The organism is Polynucleobacter sp. MWH-Spelu-300-X4 (assembly GCF_018687515.1).
Taxonomy (GTDB): domain Bacteria; phylum Pseudomonadota; class Gammaproteobacteria; order Burkholderiales; family Burkholderiaceae; genus Polynucleobacter.
On sequence record NZ_CP061294.1, the window covers coordinates 1,138,533 to 1,155,481 of the forward strand.

A 16,949-nucleotide genomic window follows, 5' to 3' on the forward strand; every position below is an offset into this window, starting at 1 on the left:
ACCTTAGGGTGGCTTATTCATGAGTTTAAATTGACTAATTAATCAGTGACTAATTCAAAGGAACACCAACAGTTGGCCTACCTTCTAACGTCCACAAATAAAGTGAACCATCATATAACTTCGTCGATTTATTACCCACCAACTCTGACATCACAAACCAAGGGCCGGCGGCTAAATGTCCGCTATTACAGTAACTAATCGATGGGGCCGCTGGTTTAATGCCGTTGGCATTCATTAATGCGGTGTAAGTATTTTTATTCAAGAAATAAAGTGCCCCATTACCTGATTTAGTTAACAACTCAGGAGCTAAGTCTTTAGCGCCAGCAATATGGCCATAAGTCATCACATAGTCACGCTTATTAGTACCTAAATACTGCGCTGGCTGACGACCATCAATCAACTGAACTTTGCCAGATTTAGAGGCTTTAGCAACATCATCAGAACTAGCAATTAATTCTTGATGGTTAGCTGTAGCCAGCCAATTACCAGTTGCTTTTTTAGTAGTCGCCACAGTGAACTCGCGCCCTTCTGCTAACCAGCCAGCAAACCCACCATCTAAAATGGCCATATGGGTTTCACCATAAACTTTCAATTGCCAGTACACACGCAAAGCTTCATCCACATCAGAAATATCTTGACCTACTGGCACCAAAATAATTGGCTTATCAGCATTAATACCCAATGACTGAATTAAATTCTGAAAATCGGCTTTTTCAGGAATCAAATATTTAATCTTCTTACCATCGATCAAACGCTCAGCACGAACTTTTTTAAAATCTAATAGAACAGAATCAGGCAAATGGCCGCCAAACTCCACTAACACTTTCTTACCAGTTTTCTTATCAACCTCAAACTCAGGCTGACGCGCGTAAGTTGCCACATCACTGCGCACCTCGACCACCTGAACATTCGCTAAATTTTTAGATAACCAATCCGCACTCACAACAGGGCCAGGTAAATCGATTGCCTGAGCCAAACCTGTAACCGCACTTAATGTTAACAACCACCATTTAATTAATCGCATACAACCTCCTAAAATTAACCCACCAATGATTCAAGTTTATTGATTAAGTTCACCCGAACCTCAGATAAAACATGATGCTTTCGATCTTCTAAAAATATTTTCTTATTCTTACCTGATCCAGACAACTTTTGTATCTTTTGATCTCTCACTTTCAGCAAATCAATTGCTTCATCATGAAAAATATGTACCAAACCACTAGCCCATCTAGCCAAAGGAGCCATACGCCCTTTTGTGTTTATTTGAAAACCACCTAACAATGATTTTATTTTTTTCACTTCTTTTATTGTCTCCCCAGTCACCCATTGATTCGTTGTGAACAACTTAATTGGCAAACCTTGTTGATCTAAAGAAATAGCTATCAAGTGTGTAAATTTATTAGGCTGATCTAAATCTCTTTGGAACAAATGAAAGTGCCCATGCTCTAGATTTTTAGACTCCCCACTTTCATCTAATGGATGTGCGTGGTAATACATCTCATAACCACTATCCGGATCAACCAAATCATTTTTAGGGTAATGACGAAACTGCACAAAATCACCAGATCCAGCCAATGCAACTTGAGCCATCGACAAACCTCTTTCTGCATAGTGCGCCTGAATAGCTAATACCTCTTCTGCAGCTTGCTGAATCGATGGATTTGTCATAGCACGCTTTAATCAATCAGCAGACTTACGTTTCTTTGGAGCACAAGGGTTTGCAGGGCCACAAGGATTTGCTGATTTTTTCTTAGCAGGCGCACAAGGATTAGATGAACCCTTCTTGCTCGGGCCACAAGGATTTCTCTGTTCAGCCTTAGGCTCATCACCCTTCGCCGCATCTGCTGAATAAGCCATAGGTGTTACTGATAAACCAGCTAAAGCCACTGCTAATGCCACTACGGCAGTTTTCTTAGACATATTTTGACTCCTTTATTTAATTAACTTTTGACGTCTCTGTGGAATTCTTTGACTTCTTTTCCACCCAAGAACCCAACACAAAAACCACAATCGCCATGCCAATCATGATGGCATTCACTAACCAATCCGACACATGGAAAAACTCAGGCAACGTGTTCGCAGATGCATATTCACCCAAACTGACAACACTGTCTATCGCACTAAATACATCAGCAAATAACCAAGTACCTAACAACAATCCTATCAAGAAAATACCCGCATCCAACCTACCAGACACAAAACCAACGACCGATGTACCTGGGCAATACCCACCGATAGCAAAACCAGCCCCAACTAAAGCACCACCTAAAGCTGCCGCTCCTAAAAATGCGGGTGGCACGAACAAGTTTTCAGCGTCAATCCAATTCATCTTTTCTAAAATCATCAACCCAACCGCGGTAAAAACAATCGCAGTAAACATCACCTTAAAAACAGACCAATCCGTTAATCTGAATTGCCCTGTTAACTTATTAGGATTACCGAACCCAGCGCGCTCCAAAACAAAACCAAACCCAGCACCTAATAACAATCCTGAAATAATTGTGCTCATACTGTTGGCTCCTGTTTCATCAAGCGACTAATTAATAAACCAGTCACAAAAAAAGTAATCAAAAATGTAAAACCAGCCAAGCTGAGTGTTGCTGCTCCAGATAAACCTAAACCACTGGTACACCCAGCAGCAACACGTGCACCAAACCCAGCAGCAATGCCACCAACTAATGCTGTTAATGGACGCTTTGAACCACCTAAGAATTTTTTACCATCAATCTGAATCTTTATACGATGAGCCAACCACGCAGAAATAATTGCGCCAATTGCCACACCTATCACTTGCCAAGTAATCCAAGAACTCAAAGGCTTGCCATCTTCAACTAGACCGCCTAAATAATCATTGGCTTCAGTTATAGATGGCGCAACAGTCATGCCAACCCATGCGACTAAGCGCGTTGTAAATCCAGTAGCACCCAAACCATGCCCTGTCAGTACAAAGGTAGTTAACAAAACAGCACCTAGCGCTAATCCTGCAAGCAATGGATGCCAATAGGCTTGCGGTTCTTTTGTGGAAATTTCTTGACTCATACAAGATCCTTTTAAATTACTTAATTAAAGTATAGTATATAAATTAATATTATGTAATAAATTTATATATTATCCAAATTGCTATTTATAAGTACATGATTTAATTGATATTTAACCCTTTTTTCAGGCGTAAAAAAACCACCCGAAGGTGGTTTTCTATAAAAGTAGCTGTAGTTTAAGCGTACTCTTTAGGCACCGATGGAAGACCCGATAAAGCCATAGCCAACTCTTTTTCATCATAAGACTCATCGGTTAACTCACCAGCAAAATATTTCTGATATGAGGCCATATCAAAGTGGCCATGACCGGATAAATTAAAGAGAATAACTTCGGACTTACCTTCGCGCTTACATCTCAAAGCCTCCTCAATTGCACCTTTTACTGCATGATTCGCCTCAGGCGCAGGAACAATCCCTTCAGCTCGTGCGAATAAAACACCAGCCGCGAAGCATTCAACTTGAGTATAAGAAACAGCTTCGATCAAATTAAGCTCTTTTACATGAGAAACCAATGGCGCCATGCCGTGGTATCTCAATCCACCAGCATGAAAACCAGGTGGCGTGAATGTTGAGCCCAATGTATGCATCTTCGTTAACGGCGTCATATGAGCTGTATCGCCAAAATCATACGCATATTTACCTCTTGTCAAAGATGGACAAGCTGCAGGCTCCACAGCAACAATCCTTGGCATATGACCACCACGTAACCCTTGGCCAATAAATGGGAACGCTATACCAGCGAAGTTGGAGCCTCCTCCAGTACACCCAATCACCACATCCGGCTCTACATCAGCCATATGTAATTGTTCAATAGACTCCAAGCCCGTTACAGTTTGATGCAATAGCACATGATTTAAAACTGAGCCCAATGCATATTTCGTATCATCTCTTTGCACAGCCAACTCAACCGATTCAGAAATCGCAATACCTAAGCTACCAGGATGATCAGGTCTTTCTGCAAGAACACGTCTACCATACTCAGTTTCTTGAGAAGGTGATGCCACACATCTAGCACCATAAGTTTCCATCACTGCTCTTCGATAAGGTTTCTGGTCATAAGAAACTCTCACCTGAAAAACAGTGACATCCAAACCAAACAAATTACCTGCGAATGAGATGGACGTACCCCACTGGCCTGCACCAGTTTCCGTCGTCAAGCGCTTCACACCTGCTTGCGCGTTATAGAAAGCCTGTGGAATCGCTGTATTAGGTTTATGACTACCTGCCGGACTAACACCTTCATATTTGTAGAAAATTTTGGCAGGAGTTCCTAATGCTTTTTCTAAACGATGCGCCCTAAATAAAGGTGCTGGTCTCCATAATTTATAAACATCTTGCACAGGCTGTGGAATTTCAATCTCACGCTCAGTAGTAACCTCTTGCATGATGAGTTCCATAGGGAACAAAGGAGCCAAATCATCTGGGCCGACTGGCTTCATGGTCCCCGGATGCAAAACTGCTGGAAGTGCCTTGGGTAAGTCTGCCTGAATGTTGTACCAAGATTTTGGCATTTGAGACTCATCTAACAAGTATTTCGTTTTTTCAGACATAACAACTTCCTTAGGCATCAATTAGTTAAGGGCATCATATTAAAGCAATTTACTCACCCCATTAACTAGGCATTTTCCCGAACTTTGGCAAAGGATCATTCGGCCTATCCCAAACCTGAGAACTATCACAATAAATATGCATGCTAGGTCTAATTTGGGAAGGATCATCAAGACTAGCAATTCTCATAAACATCAAATCAGGCAGAGTTTTCACATCACTAAACAATGGAGAGCCGCAATTGGGGCAAAAATGCCTCACTACTGCCTCACCACTATCTCCCGTATATTGATAGGAAGAAGTTTTACCTGTTAGTTGAATGTCATTTCGATTAGCCGCGAAAATTGCAGCCGAACCAGAACCACTGGATCTTTGGCAATCTCTACAATGGCAATGAACTGCCATGGCCAACTCTCCATCAAAGTCATAATGGATATTGCCGCAAGCACATCCACCAGATAATTTATAGCGCGCCATATTTATTACCTTTAAGTATTCAAAAAAAATCCCCCTCTCCTTTTCCGCGAAGAGAGGGGGTTACAACTGATCTCATTTCCCGTATTAATGAGACCACTACCTCGTTAAGAGCACTCGAGGTGATTGAATGTAAGAGTGAAAACGAAATAAACGCTCTTACAAAACAATTTCTTAATTAATCTCCACCCCTCATGTATTGAACATTGAACATGCTTGGAGGATTCAACTTAGGATCACTCACCATCTTTAACTGTAAAGCTGTGCAATGTTGATTCTGTGTATCCAACATAGAAGCTGTCGTATAAATGGCGATACCTGCATTTTTATTTTGTGGCGCGTGGTAAGCAGAGTCACTGAAACCTACGTCCCAACGTTTCCACAATGAGCCTTTTTTGTCGTAAATCAGAATCATCGGGAAAATCGATGTTTGAGCATCCATATACATCACACGTTTGCCAATTGGGCTAGATTTATTAGTTGGAACTGACTCTAAAACGTGTACCAAACGCGGGCTCCATGGTGCATTAGCAAAACAACCATTTTTACCGCCAAATGTTGCCATGCCATAACCATCAGAGTCTTTAGCTTCTGTATCTTTCAACTCGCTATGGCGATAGAAATGCGTCAACATCACTTTAGACTCAACATATTTCCATTCAGCATCCAACACGCGACCGTTATAGCCCTCGAAGTCTTCAATCATCAAATCAGAGCCCAAGAATGAGTCAGTTGTCTGACCTGTTGGCAAGCGACGAACACGACGTTGGAAACCAAGGTACAAGAATGAGTCATCTTGCTTAGTATCATCATCAAAGCGTTGAATCAATAACTGAGTATTTTTCAAATCTTGTGGCGCCAATACTTTCAAATAAATATTTCTATAAATATTTGATGGGTTAGGCGTTAAATCTTCAGTTGGGGCTTGCGTTGTTCTGTGCTTCAAACTGATGAAGTTAAAGTCAAACTCAACACGTTTCTCTTTCTTACCAGTCTTGTAATCGATATAAGTCCAGTAGAACGGGAAAATACGTCCACTATCACCCACTACTTGTGAGTACTTATAGTTAAACGCTAATTTTTCACCAGCTCTTGGGTCATTCTTCTGAGGATTCATAGGGAATGGTCGACCAGCCACATAACCTTCAATCGTTCCTTGAGCAGAACCTAACTTCACGTTATTAGCATTCTTTTGCGTTGCAGCCACATAGTTAGGGTGCAAAGCCACGGAATGAGGCTGCTCAGTTGATAACTCTAATGAACCATCTGACACTAATGCAAATGTTGCAGCGTCAAGATAGTCTTTAAAGTTATTAACGTTAGATTTGTTAATAACCATTCCAGGAGTAAATCCAGGAATAGTTGGCAATCCTTTTTTATAAGGATTAAATGAAGCTTCAATATCTTCATTGGTTACAGCAAATGCCAAATTAGAAACTAATGCTAATAGCAAGGTCCCTTTAATTAGTGGCTTCATACATCCCCCCCTACTTGTTGTTAATAAATATCAGAAAAAACGATCAAAATGAATTTGCTCAAAAGGCACTTGATGTTTCAGCATCAAGGTTTCTTGCAAGCTCTTAGTCATCGGTGGTGGCCCTGCAAAATAAAACTCATATCCTTTAATTCCTTCGCCTAACTTCTTCTCAACTGATTCATGAACAAAACCAAATTCACCAGACCAGTGCTTTAAGTTATCCTCCGACATATCAGAGACCACTGGGTGGAAGAAGATTTGCGTGCCAAATTCAGGCAAATCAGAAATTTGCGATTCAACACCCACATCTCTATAGCTTCTACCGCCATAAAAGAAGTGCAATGTTTTATCTTTTAACAAGCCTTGCTGAGAAGCACCTTTAGCAATTGAAACCATTGGCGCCAAGCCGGAGCCGCCTGCTACGCAGACAATATTTCTAGCGTTATCACGCACATAAGCCATGCCGTATGGCGCATCAATCTCAATCACATCCGCTTGAGAAATGTGATTGAATAAGAAATCAGTGCTCTTCCCATTAGGCACTTTTCTAATTTGAAATCTCCACTCCCCCTTGCTATTAGGCAAGTTAGACATGGAATAAGCGCGCTTAATTCCTAGACTTGGGAAAGATAACAACGCGTACTGCCCTGGTTGAAAATCAGCAGGTTGATCGGATAAAAAAACAAACTCTTTAATATCGTGAGTCACATCAAATGAATCAAAAAATTTGGCTTTTATTCGAGTAGTACTAATTGAAGGAACATACTCATTAGACAACCGAGTCTTAATGGAAATATCTGTTAGCGGTCGAGTTTGACAAGCTAAATGAATATTCTTTCGGATATCTCTAGCAGTCAAAGCAGGAGGGTTATCACATAGCGAGGCAATCTCACCATCCAACAACTCATATTTACAACTACCGCAAGCACCCGCGTTGCACTCATAAGGAAAACCAACGCCAACCCTAAGAGAAGCCAACAACACAGTGTCATCACTGTGTTGGCATGCCACCTCTTTTTCGCCGTTGATATTGATTTGCTGAGAAGTCATTGATAACTCTTTAATCAAAATCCTAATGATTTTCTATAAGAGCGAACCGCTTCTTTAGCATCTTCAGCAGCATCAGGTACATCTGGTAAGCCACTGCAATAAGCATCAATAGCCTTATCTGCCAAAGGTTCCCATTTGTTAATCCAACCCTGAATAACAGCACGATTAGATTCATTCTCCAAGGCCATCTTGACCAAGGCTTCTGACCAACGACGATGACGATTTGCATCAATCATTTGCGCATCACATAACAAAGCCAATAACTCATCGCCATTGTGTCTTGCAGAATCGCTTAGATTTCTCAAAATACCTTCTTCAATAGCTGGTTTAGCCACAAGATTGAGAGCAACAAAAGCTTCAGCCCAATCCCATGTCACAAGCACTTTTTCCATTAATTCACGATAACCTTGCCATATTGGTTCTTTCTCCCAATAGGCACGCTCATTTTTTGTGAACCCTTTATCAGGATTGGCCAATTCAAGTTCTTTAGTTCGATAAGCTGTGTGAGTTAACCAACGGAATGAGTCTGCCATCTGGAAGAAGCCGCATACGGTAATCGTGCTGGCCGGCGCCATTTGCCCCAAATAAGCAGATGCCATTTGCAATGTATGGAATAGATAACGGGCTGGCGCATAACGTAGACCTAATGTCCCTACCCAGCCAGGCTCGAAAGATTTATCGTGTTCACGCTTAGCAAACTGTTCAAATAAACCATAAACATAAGTTTCTTGACCATCTTGCATCATGTTGTATGTTCTATACACAACTTCATCAGGATCACGGAATGCATTCCAGTCATCATGTTTTAATGCGCTACCGTAGGTATTTTTCTTGTACCACTCATTCATGAATGTATGCGGATCTTGCTCATACGGTGCATTTGGATCACGGTCGTGGTAATGCAAACGAGTTGTTACAACCTCATACTCGCTAGGCTTTCTTCTTCTGGTGCTCAAATGGCTCCAGGTCTTTAGTGGCTTTAACATTTCTACGTTTGACATATATTTATCCTTATCAAATCAAACTTTTTTATTGAAATAGAAGCGAATCGCATCAGGCAAAGTCTCGATTTGCCCAGCAAAAGAACTCAAGTCAACTTCTAAATCATTCATCGCAAATGGGCGACCCAATGCACGCTCAATGGTTTCTCTTCTAAGAATCATTTCGCCGTCTGTTTCAATGCGCAAATAAGCGCGCTTGTCATCAACTCTGATTTCTTTACCAGGGTTATCCTCTTCAGCCGCCTCAGCCACTGCAAAAGCTAAATCCCCTGAGCGCATAACTGGTCCAACACTGTTATTCATTTCTGACATATAAGTAACCTAATCTTTTAAGTGTGAGCAAATAAAGGTTCAATACCTTCAACATCAACATAAACATCCTCGCCTTCAATCTTCACGGGATACTCAGCCAATGCGCAATCTGAAGGATTAATGCCCTTACCCGAGCAAACATCAAATGTCCAAAGATGTGCTCTACAAGTAATAATCTTGCCATCGAACTTTCCTTCAACTAAGGGTATATCTTGGTGGGGACAAACTCCCTGAAATGCAGTGAACTCACCACCATCTTTGCAGACCAGTAAAACTTCTTTACCGTCAACATCAAAAGAGTCCATCTCACCTTCCCAGATATCCTCAACGGAACAAACTTTTTTAAACGCCATCTTTTATTCCCAAATAATTTCAATACATTCAGTTGGTTTCAAACCACTGTCGGCAACCTTCATATCTCGAGCAAAAAAGCTGCCCCCTGGACGTCTAATACGCAAAGTTTTATTAGGTTGATTTTTCACGCGACGCCCAACAGAATGGTGAGCAGCCGCAGCTGCTACTTGATCCATTGTGTTATCTGTGTCAACTGGCACTAACTGCAACACAAAGTCACCTTCAAAGTTGCAACATAAAGGAAATAAAGCCATACACCCTCCTCTTAAACAGCTTTTTTGAATTGGGCGGATTTATATCCTTCAACCCAGCTATAGTTATCGGCATCATCACCAATCTCACCTGGAGCTAGACTCATGTAAGCCAATGCCCCTGCTAGATTTGGTGGTTGAACCTTGCCATCCAAGAATCGGTCAACCAATGTTTGATGACCTGCATAACGCTCAGGATCTTGCTCAAAACACCAACGATCTGGTTCAGACCCAAAGTGATAGAGACGACCCTTATATTCCAATGGGAAATCTTTAACATTCCAACCCTTGCCAGGAACACCAACGATTGGTAATTGGCTCATATTGCAGACATATGGCAATGTTTCTGGATAAGTCATCTCCATCTTGCCATCGACCATATTTTCAACAATCTGATCCCAGCATTGACCCCACTTATCATTCCATCCAGGATATTTCTCTTCCAACCAGTCACGCTCCTCTGGACTCATACCGGCAGCTGCGTTCCACCATAAAGTTGGTCTCCAGAAGTACAAGCCCATCTGCATAGAGTGATGTGTTGTTTCAATCTCTTCGAGGAAGATATCCCAATACCATGGCTTCTCTAAACCGAGGTCTTCAATATTTCTAATAAATTGATTAATAATGAATTCATTCATAAATTCTTTGAATGAAGACTTTCTGTGTTCTAGCGGTGTGTAATAGTCCATCGCTGGGCCAGTCAAGACACTGAATAAACGCCATGAGCGCCAGAAAGCAATATCTAACTTCTTCTGTGCTTCTTCTTTTTTGCCGTTAGCTAAAAGAACCTTTAATGCAGCACCGCCGATTTGAGCGTGACGAGATTCATCTGTCTGAATACTAGAAATCAAACTTGAGAAAGTGAAGTCACCATTCTCCGCAGCATCAGCAGCCAAACCTAGGAACTGCATATTAGTAAAGCCAGTTTCAAAACCAAACGTCAACATAATTGCCACGCTGACAGCATCACGCGTCACCATAATGTCATCAAAGTAATGACGCGCAGCAATAGCAGCCCACTGGTTGGTATCCATACTCTTATGAGCCCAGTCAAACTGACGTGATTTATTCACATGCTCATGTGGGAAATACAACTGAATCTGACCATGTCTAGTCTCATCCATGGCACCCATCGTGGCCATGTTGCGCATACCAGGCGCCGGACCAAAGCGAGCCATACGAGCTTCCGCGCTACCTGCTGAGAATTCAGCACGAGGTACCGCACCATAGTGCAATTTAAGAACAGACTGCCATGATGGCGCAGCATTCTCATAAATACTGCTTCGCTCTAATGCAGCCTTAACTGAATAAGCACCGGCATCCTTTTCACGCTGAACTTTTACATACTCAGGGTATGTTTGCTTATAAGGCTCATCGTAAGCAGTCCAAGCCTCAGGAGAAATTCCCATGGCACCGCACATTTGATCCGGAAATAATTCTTCCTGTTTCACATATGTAGGTGTCCAGCAGGTATCTCTAGCCACGTCATACCATAATGATCGATCAAGTTTTGACATATTTACTCCCTCAGTTACTTTCAATTAATTTTTCTGATTACCAGCTAAGCACTTAATAGCGACATACAAAATCGCGCCCATGCTGAGCACTCCAAAAACATAAGCAGGCGCTAAAGCGATCACGGAAAACAAATCGCCAGCTCCAAAACGGTTATCTCCAAAACTCAAACCACGGTTTTGAGAAAAGTTAGATGCCACATAAAAAATTGTGTTCGCCCAACCTGTGAAAATGAAGAGTTTGGCAAGCAAGTTCTCAACCTTGGCAGAAAAACCTAATCCACCAATGGCAAACGCGAACGCAATCACCATTAAAGAATTCATAGGAATGCCGCGATGAGCTCTTGCCCATGCTTCAGGCGTGCCAGGTAAATTGAAATTCAAGATATAACCTGGGTAGATTTCAAAACCACCCAACAAAGACACCCACAACACAAGTCCCATTGCTAATGCCACGAACATCATCAATAGGCCGTGGCCGATCATGATTCGTTGAATTGGTTTAACCGTTGGGCTAAATTGCAAGATTGACTCCTATATCAATTACATCTAAATAAGCTTTGATTTGGGTCAATCATTCATGGAATCAAATACCAATCCTATCCCTAGCGTGTAGGCGATATCCTTGAAGTGAACTTTTAAAAAAATAGATAAAAATCCTAGAGGAATACCCCAATAAAACTGCTGATTTTTAAGTGCTTTATTCATAGTTACCCTAATCAATACTTACCCTAATATCGATATTATTTAAAAGTCCCGAAACTATCGGTCAGCGCAAAAATCATTAAAAAATGCTGAAAACGAATGAACTCAACCACCTAACCCAATGGTTAGATAAATATCCACTTTTTCACAGCGGTGACGAAGTCGATGAGGTGCGCCATAAAGTTGGCGGAGTTTTCGTCCCCCACAATCTAAAAGTGCTTGGGCAACAGCAGCACTTAAGTGCAGATATGAATCACCTTCAGCTAGATAACACCTCGGTTAATACCTTGGGATATGGAGCTGGCGTCAATATCACTTGCGACCCATTTGAAAAATTTTTATTGATTATGTTGCCCATGACTGGAGTCATGCATGCCTCTGTTGAAGATGGTGTGGTTGAGGCTCATAAAAATGTAGCAGCGCTCATTAATACAAGCGACCCTCTTTCCATGAAATGGGGTGAAAACTGCAATCAATTAATTATCAGAATTAATAAAGCTCTTATTGAAAGAACTTGTGAAACCTTGCTAGGCCATCCAATCAAAAATGATGTGAAATTTGCATCAGCACTGGAGATGGCTAAAGGTAATGATATGTATCAGAGCATCATTCACCTTTTAGCGACTAATCCATTTATTTCCGAGTCCGCTAAACTTTACCCCATCATTACCAAGCAATTAGAGCAACTACTTGTTAGTTCTTTACTGCTGAATCAAAAGAACCAATATACCCAAGAACTACTAACACCTGAAAAAATCATTACGCCTCAGTACATCAAGAAAGCTGAGGAATACATGCTAGATAAAGCTTCAGAAGCCATTACGCTTCAAGATGTCGCCAATCATGCCGGCATTAGCCTAAAAACACTACATACAGGTTTTCAAAAATATAGAAGCGATAGCCCAAAAAACTTTTTAAAAAATTTGAGGCTCGATTTAGTTAAAAAAGACTTGACGGTTGCAAGATTAGAAAAAACAAATGCCACAGTCACAGACGTGGCATTACGTTGGGGTTTCCTACATTTAAGTCATTTCAGCGAATCTTATTACGCCAAATTTGGCGAATACCCCTCAACAACCTTAAAAGGATAAGCACCTCTCGCTTATAACTTTAGTCGTTATGGCATGCTGCCAAAGGCGCCTTGATTAAAATCGTCAATGGCTTGAGTGATTTCTTGCTTCGTATTCATAACAAATGGGCCATAACCAACAATCGGCTCATCAATGGGTTCGCCACTTAACAAAAGTACTACTGAATCCTCTAAAGCCTTCACTTGAATACCTTCGCCATCCTGACTAAACATCAAGAAACGCGCATCCGTTGCAACCACTTCTTGACTAACCTCTCCCGATTGAACCGCCCCCTTTAAAACTACTAAAGACGTATTCCATCCTTCAGGAGCTGGTATATCTAATACAGCCCCTTTTTTCAACTTGATATCCACCACATGCATGGGTGTAAAGGTATTAGCGGGTCCCTGATGTCCTTGATAAGAACCAGCAATCACACGCGCCTTACCTAATGAATCCCCTAAATCAATCACTGGAATCTCTTTATCCAAAATAGCTTGATAAGCTGGTTGAGTCATTTTGTCTTTTGCAGGCAAATTGACCCACAACTGAACCATATCTAGAACGCCACCTTCTTTAGCAAAGCGATCTGAATGAAACTCCTCATGCAACACGCCTGAACCTGCAGTCATCCATTGCACATCACCAGGACCAATCGTACCGCCCTCGCCAGTAGAGTCTTTATGAGTCACCTCCCCCTCATAAATAATGGTCACTGTTTCAAAACCACGGTGAGGATGAGAACCAACACCTCGTCTAGCAGTTGTGGAAGGAAATGTCTCTGGACCTGCATAGTCAAGCATCAAAAATGGGCTCATTTGTCGACCCAAGTTTTGATAAAAAAATAATGTGCGCACTGGGAAACCATCACCAACCCAATGGCCTTGATTATTACCTTGCACACCAATTACTTTTTTCATTTCCACTCCAACATTCTTACGATTAAATTCTTATAACTTATTTAGCAGCGCTCTTACCATCAACGCTCCACTGACCTGCACCAGCTGAAGCTAACACCAACAAGCCACCAATCACAGCCACATTCTTAAAGAATAATAATTGTGCTACAAACGCTTGATCTGCTGGCGCTGCCCAAAAAGCATGACCTGCAATAGAGGCTGCCAAGGTGAAGATAGCTAATACAATCGCAGTTACTCTTGTTTGGTAACCTACCAACAAAGCAATACTTCCCAATACTTCCACTGCAATCGTAACAATTGCAGCCAATGTCGGCGCAGGAATACCCAAGAAACCGAAATAACCGACGGTTGCGGCAAAACCTGTAATTTTTGACAAGCCGGCCGGCAAAAATAAAGCGACTACCAATAAACGACCAACTAGATTTAATGCATTTTGAGTTTGTTTCATTTGATTTTCCTTTTCATTTAGTTTTAGTTAGTACTATTTTAGTACGAGTTAGAACTAATTGCAATCCCCTGAATAATATGGGGTTATATCGCATATACACATGATTTAATGTGTGTTTATATATGTTGGAAGTAATTTTTAACCTTGCCAATACGAATTAAATATCTATTAAGGAAATAAGCATGGCCATGCCTCTAGAACAAGCCTACCAACAAAAACTCATCTCCGCTGAGCAAGCCGCGACTTTAGTTAAATCTGGCCACAAGATATTTTTAGGTGAATTCACGCAAGGTGTAGAGGCATTTGAAGCTGCTTTAGCTTTAAGAAAAAATGAACTTAAAGATGTGATTCTTGTAACAACTACACGCGTAAAACCCATGAAGTGCGTAGAAGCTGATCCCAAAAGAGAATCTTTTATTTGGAATGACTGGCATTTTTCTGGCTTAGGTCGAAAATTTGGGGAGAAAGGTTTAGCGAGTTATATCCCTCTCTGCTATCACCAAGCCCCTCAAAATATTGGCTTGTACGAGGATCCAGATATCGTTGTGATACAGGTAGCGCCCATGGATAAAAATGGATTCTTTAATTTCTCAACCAGTTGCTCGATGACGCCAGCTTACTGCCGTAAGGGCAAAAAAGTGATTGTAGAAGTTAATGTCCATGCACCTAAATGTCTAGGTGGCTTAGATGAAGCAATCCACATCTCAAAAGTTAACCATGTCATCGAGGGCCCGAACACACCACTCGTGCAATTACCAGAAATTCCAGCCAGTGAAGCGGATTACAGCATTGCGAAACAGGTGATGAGTTTGATTGAGGATGGTTCTACGATTCAACTAGGTATTGGCGGCCTGCCTAATATTGTGGGATCGATGATTGCCAACAGTGACCTTAAAGATTTAGGTGTCCATACTGAGATGTTGGCTGATTCTTATGTTGATATGTATGAGGCAGGACGAATTACAGGCAAGAACAAATCCATTGATAAAGAAAAAATGGTTTACACATTTGCTCTTGGGTCTAAAAAACTCTACGACTTTTTGGATAACAACCCAGTCGCATCAATCTTCCCCGTCTCCTATACCAATGACCCCTATGTCATTGGGCAGAACCCTAAAGTAGTCGCTATTAATAATGCCATTGAGGTCGATCTATTCTCACAAGTAGCTAGCGAAGCCTCTGGCGCTCGCCAAATATCTGGAACTGGTGGGCAACTGGATTTCATCATGGGAGCCTACCGATCTGAAGGCGGTAAAGGTCTTATTTGCATTAACTCCACGTTCACCAAGAAAGATGGCACAGTTGGTTCACGTATTGTGCCCACACTATCTCCTGGAACTATCGTTACCTGCCCAAGATCCATCGTTCATTATGTTGTTACTGAATTTGGTATCGCACAACTTAAATCCAAATCCACTTGGGAACGAGCTGAAGCTTTAATTAACATTGCTCACCCAGACTTTAGAGAGCAACTCATTCAAGAAGCTAATAACCTAGGTATTTGGCGTCAATCTAACAAAATTGCTTAATTACATATATGAATACTGATCTAATCCAACGTATCCAAGATAGCTTTGCTAAACAAAATGCTATGCATCTCATTAAAGCGACGCTTCCAGTTATTGAAGAAAACCTGATTGAGATTCACATACCTCACTGGGAAGGCATCGAACAACAGCATGGTTATGTGCATGCTGGCGTTGTTGGGATGATTGTGGATAGCGCTGCTGGTTATGCAGCCATGACGGTAGCCCCAGCAGATGCATCCATTCTTTCCGTAGAATACAAAATCAATATGCTAAGGCCAGCTGATGGTGAAAAACTAATTGCTCGAGGTGAAGTTGTTAAATCTGGCCGCACCCTTTGCATCACCAAAGGAGAGGTATTTGCAATTAAAAATGGTCAATCAACGCTATGCGCTTTGATGCAACAAACCATCATGTTTATGCACGGGAAACCAGAAAAATAATTTTTAAGAATCGGTAGATTAATCGTTAGAGAAAAATCTCAAACCATCATAGTCAATGATTTCAACCGTTCTATAACCACTCTTAACCAATCCCAACTCAATTAACTTTTTCATGGCGACGTTGACGCGTTGCCTTGAAATACCACATAAATAGCCAATTTCTTCCTGAGACAAATCTACAGCCTTTCTATCCCCCATGTAAAAGACTGGGTTAAATATGGCTGCCAAATTTTTAGCTATGCTGAGTTCCACCGTTGCGGTTCTTTGATTTCTTAAAGATGATGAATAAGCAATCACTCGTTGATTTAAGAAATTCACCAAGTAATGATTGAAAGGCAAACTCTCTTTAACCAATGTATTAAATACATGGCTAGGAATTAAAACAATCTCGGTATCACGCAAAGCCGTGGCTTCATATTGCAGTTGTGAATTTTTTAAAATGGGGGTTTCATTAAACCACCCTCCCTCGATCAACCCACCATAGCTAAAAACCTTACCATCCAAATTTGATGAGCTAACCCTCACTAAACCACTCATCACACCACACCAAGACAAGGGCTGATCTCCTCTTTTAAAGAAAATCTCTTGTTTCTTAATAAGTTTAGATGTGGCATTAGAAACAATTAAATGAGCATGATGAGCATCTAAGGATGAATACCACGTACATCTTTCAAGAAAGGAAACTACTTTATCGCTCATTAATAATGATCTATAGGTGGTGGTTGATATGGATAGCTATCGAAACTGTAACAGCAATCATTTTTTGGTCAATTGCTATAAACCCTTCATAGGCTTAATATAAAGACATCCCACAAGGA

Annotated in this window: 22 protein-coding genes; 3 read left to right on the forward strand and 19 right to left on the reverse strand. The window is 41.3% G+C overall.

The annotated features are described in order from the left end of the window. Positions 1-49 precede the first annotated feature (49 nt). From ICV01_RS05910 to ICV01_RS05985, 16 genes are all read right to left on the reverse strand, one after another. Positions 50-1,024, reverse strand: coding sequence for a sulfurtransferase (locus tag ICV01_RS05910; RefSeq protein WP_215286572.1), 975 nt, complete (start codon positions 1,022-1,024; stop codon positions 50-52). Between the two features lie 14 nt (positions 1,025-1,038). After that, positions 1,039-1,668 carry a hypothetical protein gene (locus tag ICV01_RS05915; RefSeq protein WP_215286573.1) on the reverse strand — a complete coding sequence of 210 codons (630 nt, stop codon included), beginning with the start codon at positions 1,666-1,668 and terminating at the stop codon, positions 1,039-1,041. 12 nt (positions 1,669-1,680) lie between these two features. Continuing rightward, positions 1,681-1,920 carry a hypothetical protein gene (locus tag ICV01_RS05920; protein ID WP_215286574.1) on the reverse strand — a complete coding sequence of 80 codons (240 nt, stop codon included), beginning with the start codon at positions 1,918-1,920 and terminating at the stop codon, positions 1,681-1,683. Between the two features lie 16 nt (positions 1,921-1,936). Then, positions 1,937-2,509, reverse strand: a complete 573-nt coding sequence (locus ICV01_RS05925; protein WP_215286575.1) for a YeeE/YedE thiosulfate transporter family protein — start codon at positions 2,507-2,509, stop codon at positions 1,937-1,939. Then, positions 2,506-3,039, reverse strand: coding sequence for a YeeE/YedE thiosulfate transporter family protein (locus ICV01_RS05930; protein ID WP_215286576.1), 534 nt, complete (start codon positions 3,037-3,039; stop codon positions 2,506-2,508). The genes ICV01_RS05925 and ICV01_RS05930 overlap by 4 nt, the downstream gene beginning before the upstream one ends. 175 nt (positions 3,040-3,214) lie before the next feature. Beyond that, the gene (locus ICV01_RS05935; RefSeq protein ID WP_215286577.1) at positions 3,215-4,588 is read right to left on the reverse strand and encodes a TrpB-like pyridoxal phosphate-dependent enzyme; all 1,374 of its coding nucleotides are present in this window, start codon (positions 4,586-4,588) and stop codon (positions 3,215-3,217) included. 61 nt (positions 4,589-4,649) lie between these two features. Next, complete coding sequence (locus ICV01_RS05940; RefSeq protein ID WP_215286578.1) at positions 4,650-5,063, reverse strand: GFA family protein; 414 nt, start codon at positions 5,061-5,063, stop codon at positions 4,650-4,652. 175 nt (positions 5,064-5,238) lie between these two features. Beyond that, complete coding sequence (locus tag ICV01_RS05945; protein WP_215286579.1) at positions 5,239-6,537, reverse strand: DUF1329 domain-containing protein; 1,299 nt, start codon at positions 6,535-6,537, stop codon at positions 5,239-5,241. A gap of 30 nt (positions 6,538-6,567) precedes the next feature. Further along, positions 6,568-7,587 (reverse strand): 2Fe-2S iron-sulfur cluster-binding protein, encoded by a 1,020-nt coding sequence (locus ICV01_RS05950; RefSeq protein ID WP_215286580.1) that lies wholly within the window; start codon positions 7,585-7,587, stop codon positions 6,568-6,570. Between the two features lie 14 nt (positions 7,588-7,601). After that, positions 7,602-8,588 (reverse strand): aromatic/alkene monooxygenase hydroxylase subunit beta, encoded by a 987-nt coding sequence (locus ICV01_RS05955; protein WP_215286581.1) that lies wholly within the window; start codon positions 8,586-8,588, stop codon positions 7,602-7,604. Positions 8,589-8,606: 18 nt separating this feature from the next. After that, the gene (locus ICV01_RS05960; protein WP_215286582.1) at positions 8,607-8,900 is read right to left on the reverse strand and encodes an MmoB/DmpM family protein; all 294 of its coding nucleotides are present in this window, start codon (positions 8,898-8,900) and stop codon (positions 8,607-8,609) included. Between the two features lie 17 nt (positions 8,901-8,917). Further along, entirely contained in the window at positions 8,918-9,253 is a 336-nt protein-coding gene (locus tag ICV01_RS05965) for a Rieske 2Fe-2S domain-containing protein (protein WP_215286583.1), read from the reverse strand. Positions 9,254-9,256: 3 nt separating this feature from the next. Further along, positions 9,257-9,508, reverse strand: a complete 252-nt coding sequence (locus tag ICV01_RS05970) for a toluene-4-monooxygenase system B family protein (protein ID WP_215286584.1) — start codon at positions 9,506-9,508, stop codon at positions 9,257-9,259. Between the two features lie 11 nt (positions 9,509-9,519). Beyond that, positions 9,520-11,022 (reverse strand): YHS domain-containing protein, encoded by a 1,503-nt coding sequence (locus tag ICV01_RS05975; RefSeq protein ID WP_215286585.1) that lies wholly within the window; start codon positions 11,020-11,022, stop codon positions 9,520-9,522. A 24-nt stretch (positions 11,023-11,046) separates the two neighbouring features. After that, positions 11,047-11,544, reverse strand: coding sequence for a styrene-oxide isomerase StyC (gene styC / locus ICV01_RS05980; protein WP_251369325.1), 498 nt, complete (start codon positions 11,542-11,544; stop codon positions 11,047-11,049). Positions 11,545-11,589: 45 nt separating this feature from the next. Then, positions 11,590-11,727: a hypothetical protein gene (locus ICV01_RS05985; protein WP_215286586.1), complete on the reverse strand. Its 138-nt coding sequence runs from the start codon at positions 11,725-11,727 to the stop codon at positions 11,590-11,592. An 83-nt stretch (positions 11,728-11,810) separates the two neighbouring features. Between ICV01_RS05985 and ICV01_RS05990 the strand changes: the two genes are divergently transcribed. Continuing rightward, positions 11,811-12,815 (forward strand): AraC family transcriptional regulator, encoded by a 1,005-nt coding sequence (locus tag ICV01_RS05990; RefSeq protein WP_215286587.1) that lies wholly within the window; start codon positions 11,811-11,813, stop codon positions 12,813-12,815. Positions 12,816-12,841: 26 nt separating this feature from the next. Here the strand turns inward: ICV01_RS05990 and ICV01_RS05995 are convergent, their stop codons facing one another. Together ICV01_RS05995 and ICV01_RS06000 are read right to left on the reverse strand one after the other, a co-directional pair. Beyond that, positions 12,842-13,714 (reverse strand): pirin family protein, encoded by an 873-nt coding sequence (locus ICV01_RS05995; RefSeq protein WP_215286588.1) that lies wholly within the window; start codon positions 13,712-13,714, stop codon positions 12,842-12,844. 37 nt (positions 13,715-13,751) lie between these two features. After that, the gene (locus ICV01_RS06000) at positions 13,752-14,162 is read right to left on the reverse strand and encodes a DoxX family protein (RefSeq protein ID WP_215286589.1); all 411 of its coding nucleotides are present in this window, start codon (positions 14,160-14,162) and stop codon (positions 13,752-13,754) included. A gap of 182 nt (positions 14,163-14,344) precedes the next feature. Between ICV01_RS06000 and ICV01_RS06005 the strand changes: the two genes are divergently transcribed. Both ICV01_RS06005 and ICV01_RS06010 read left to right on the forward strand, forming a co-directional pair. After that, positions 14,345-15,691: an acetyl-CoA hydrolase/transferase family protein gene (locus ICV01_RS06005; protein ID WP_215286590.1), complete on the forward strand. Its 1,347-nt coding sequence runs from the start codon at positions 14,345-14,347 to the stop codon at positions 15,689-15,691. 8 nt (positions 15,692-15,699) lie between these two features. Beyond that, positions 15,700-16,131, forward strand: a complete 432-nt coding sequence (locus ICV01_RS06010) for a PaaI family thioesterase (protein WP_215286591.1) — start codon at positions 15,700-15,702, stop codon at positions 16,129-16,131. An 18-nt stretch (positions 16,132-16,149) separates the two neighbouring features. Here the strand turns inward: ICV01_RS06010 and ICV01_RS06015 are convergent, their stop codons facing one another. After that, positions 16,150-16,830 carry a Crp/Fnr family transcriptional regulator gene (locus ICV01_RS06015; RefSeq protein WP_215286592.1) on the reverse strand — a complete coding sequence of 227 codons (681 nt, stop codon included), beginning with the start codon at positions 16,828-16,830 and terminating at the stop codon, positions 16,150-16,152. Between the last annotated feature and the right edge of the window lie 119 nt (positions 16,831-16,949).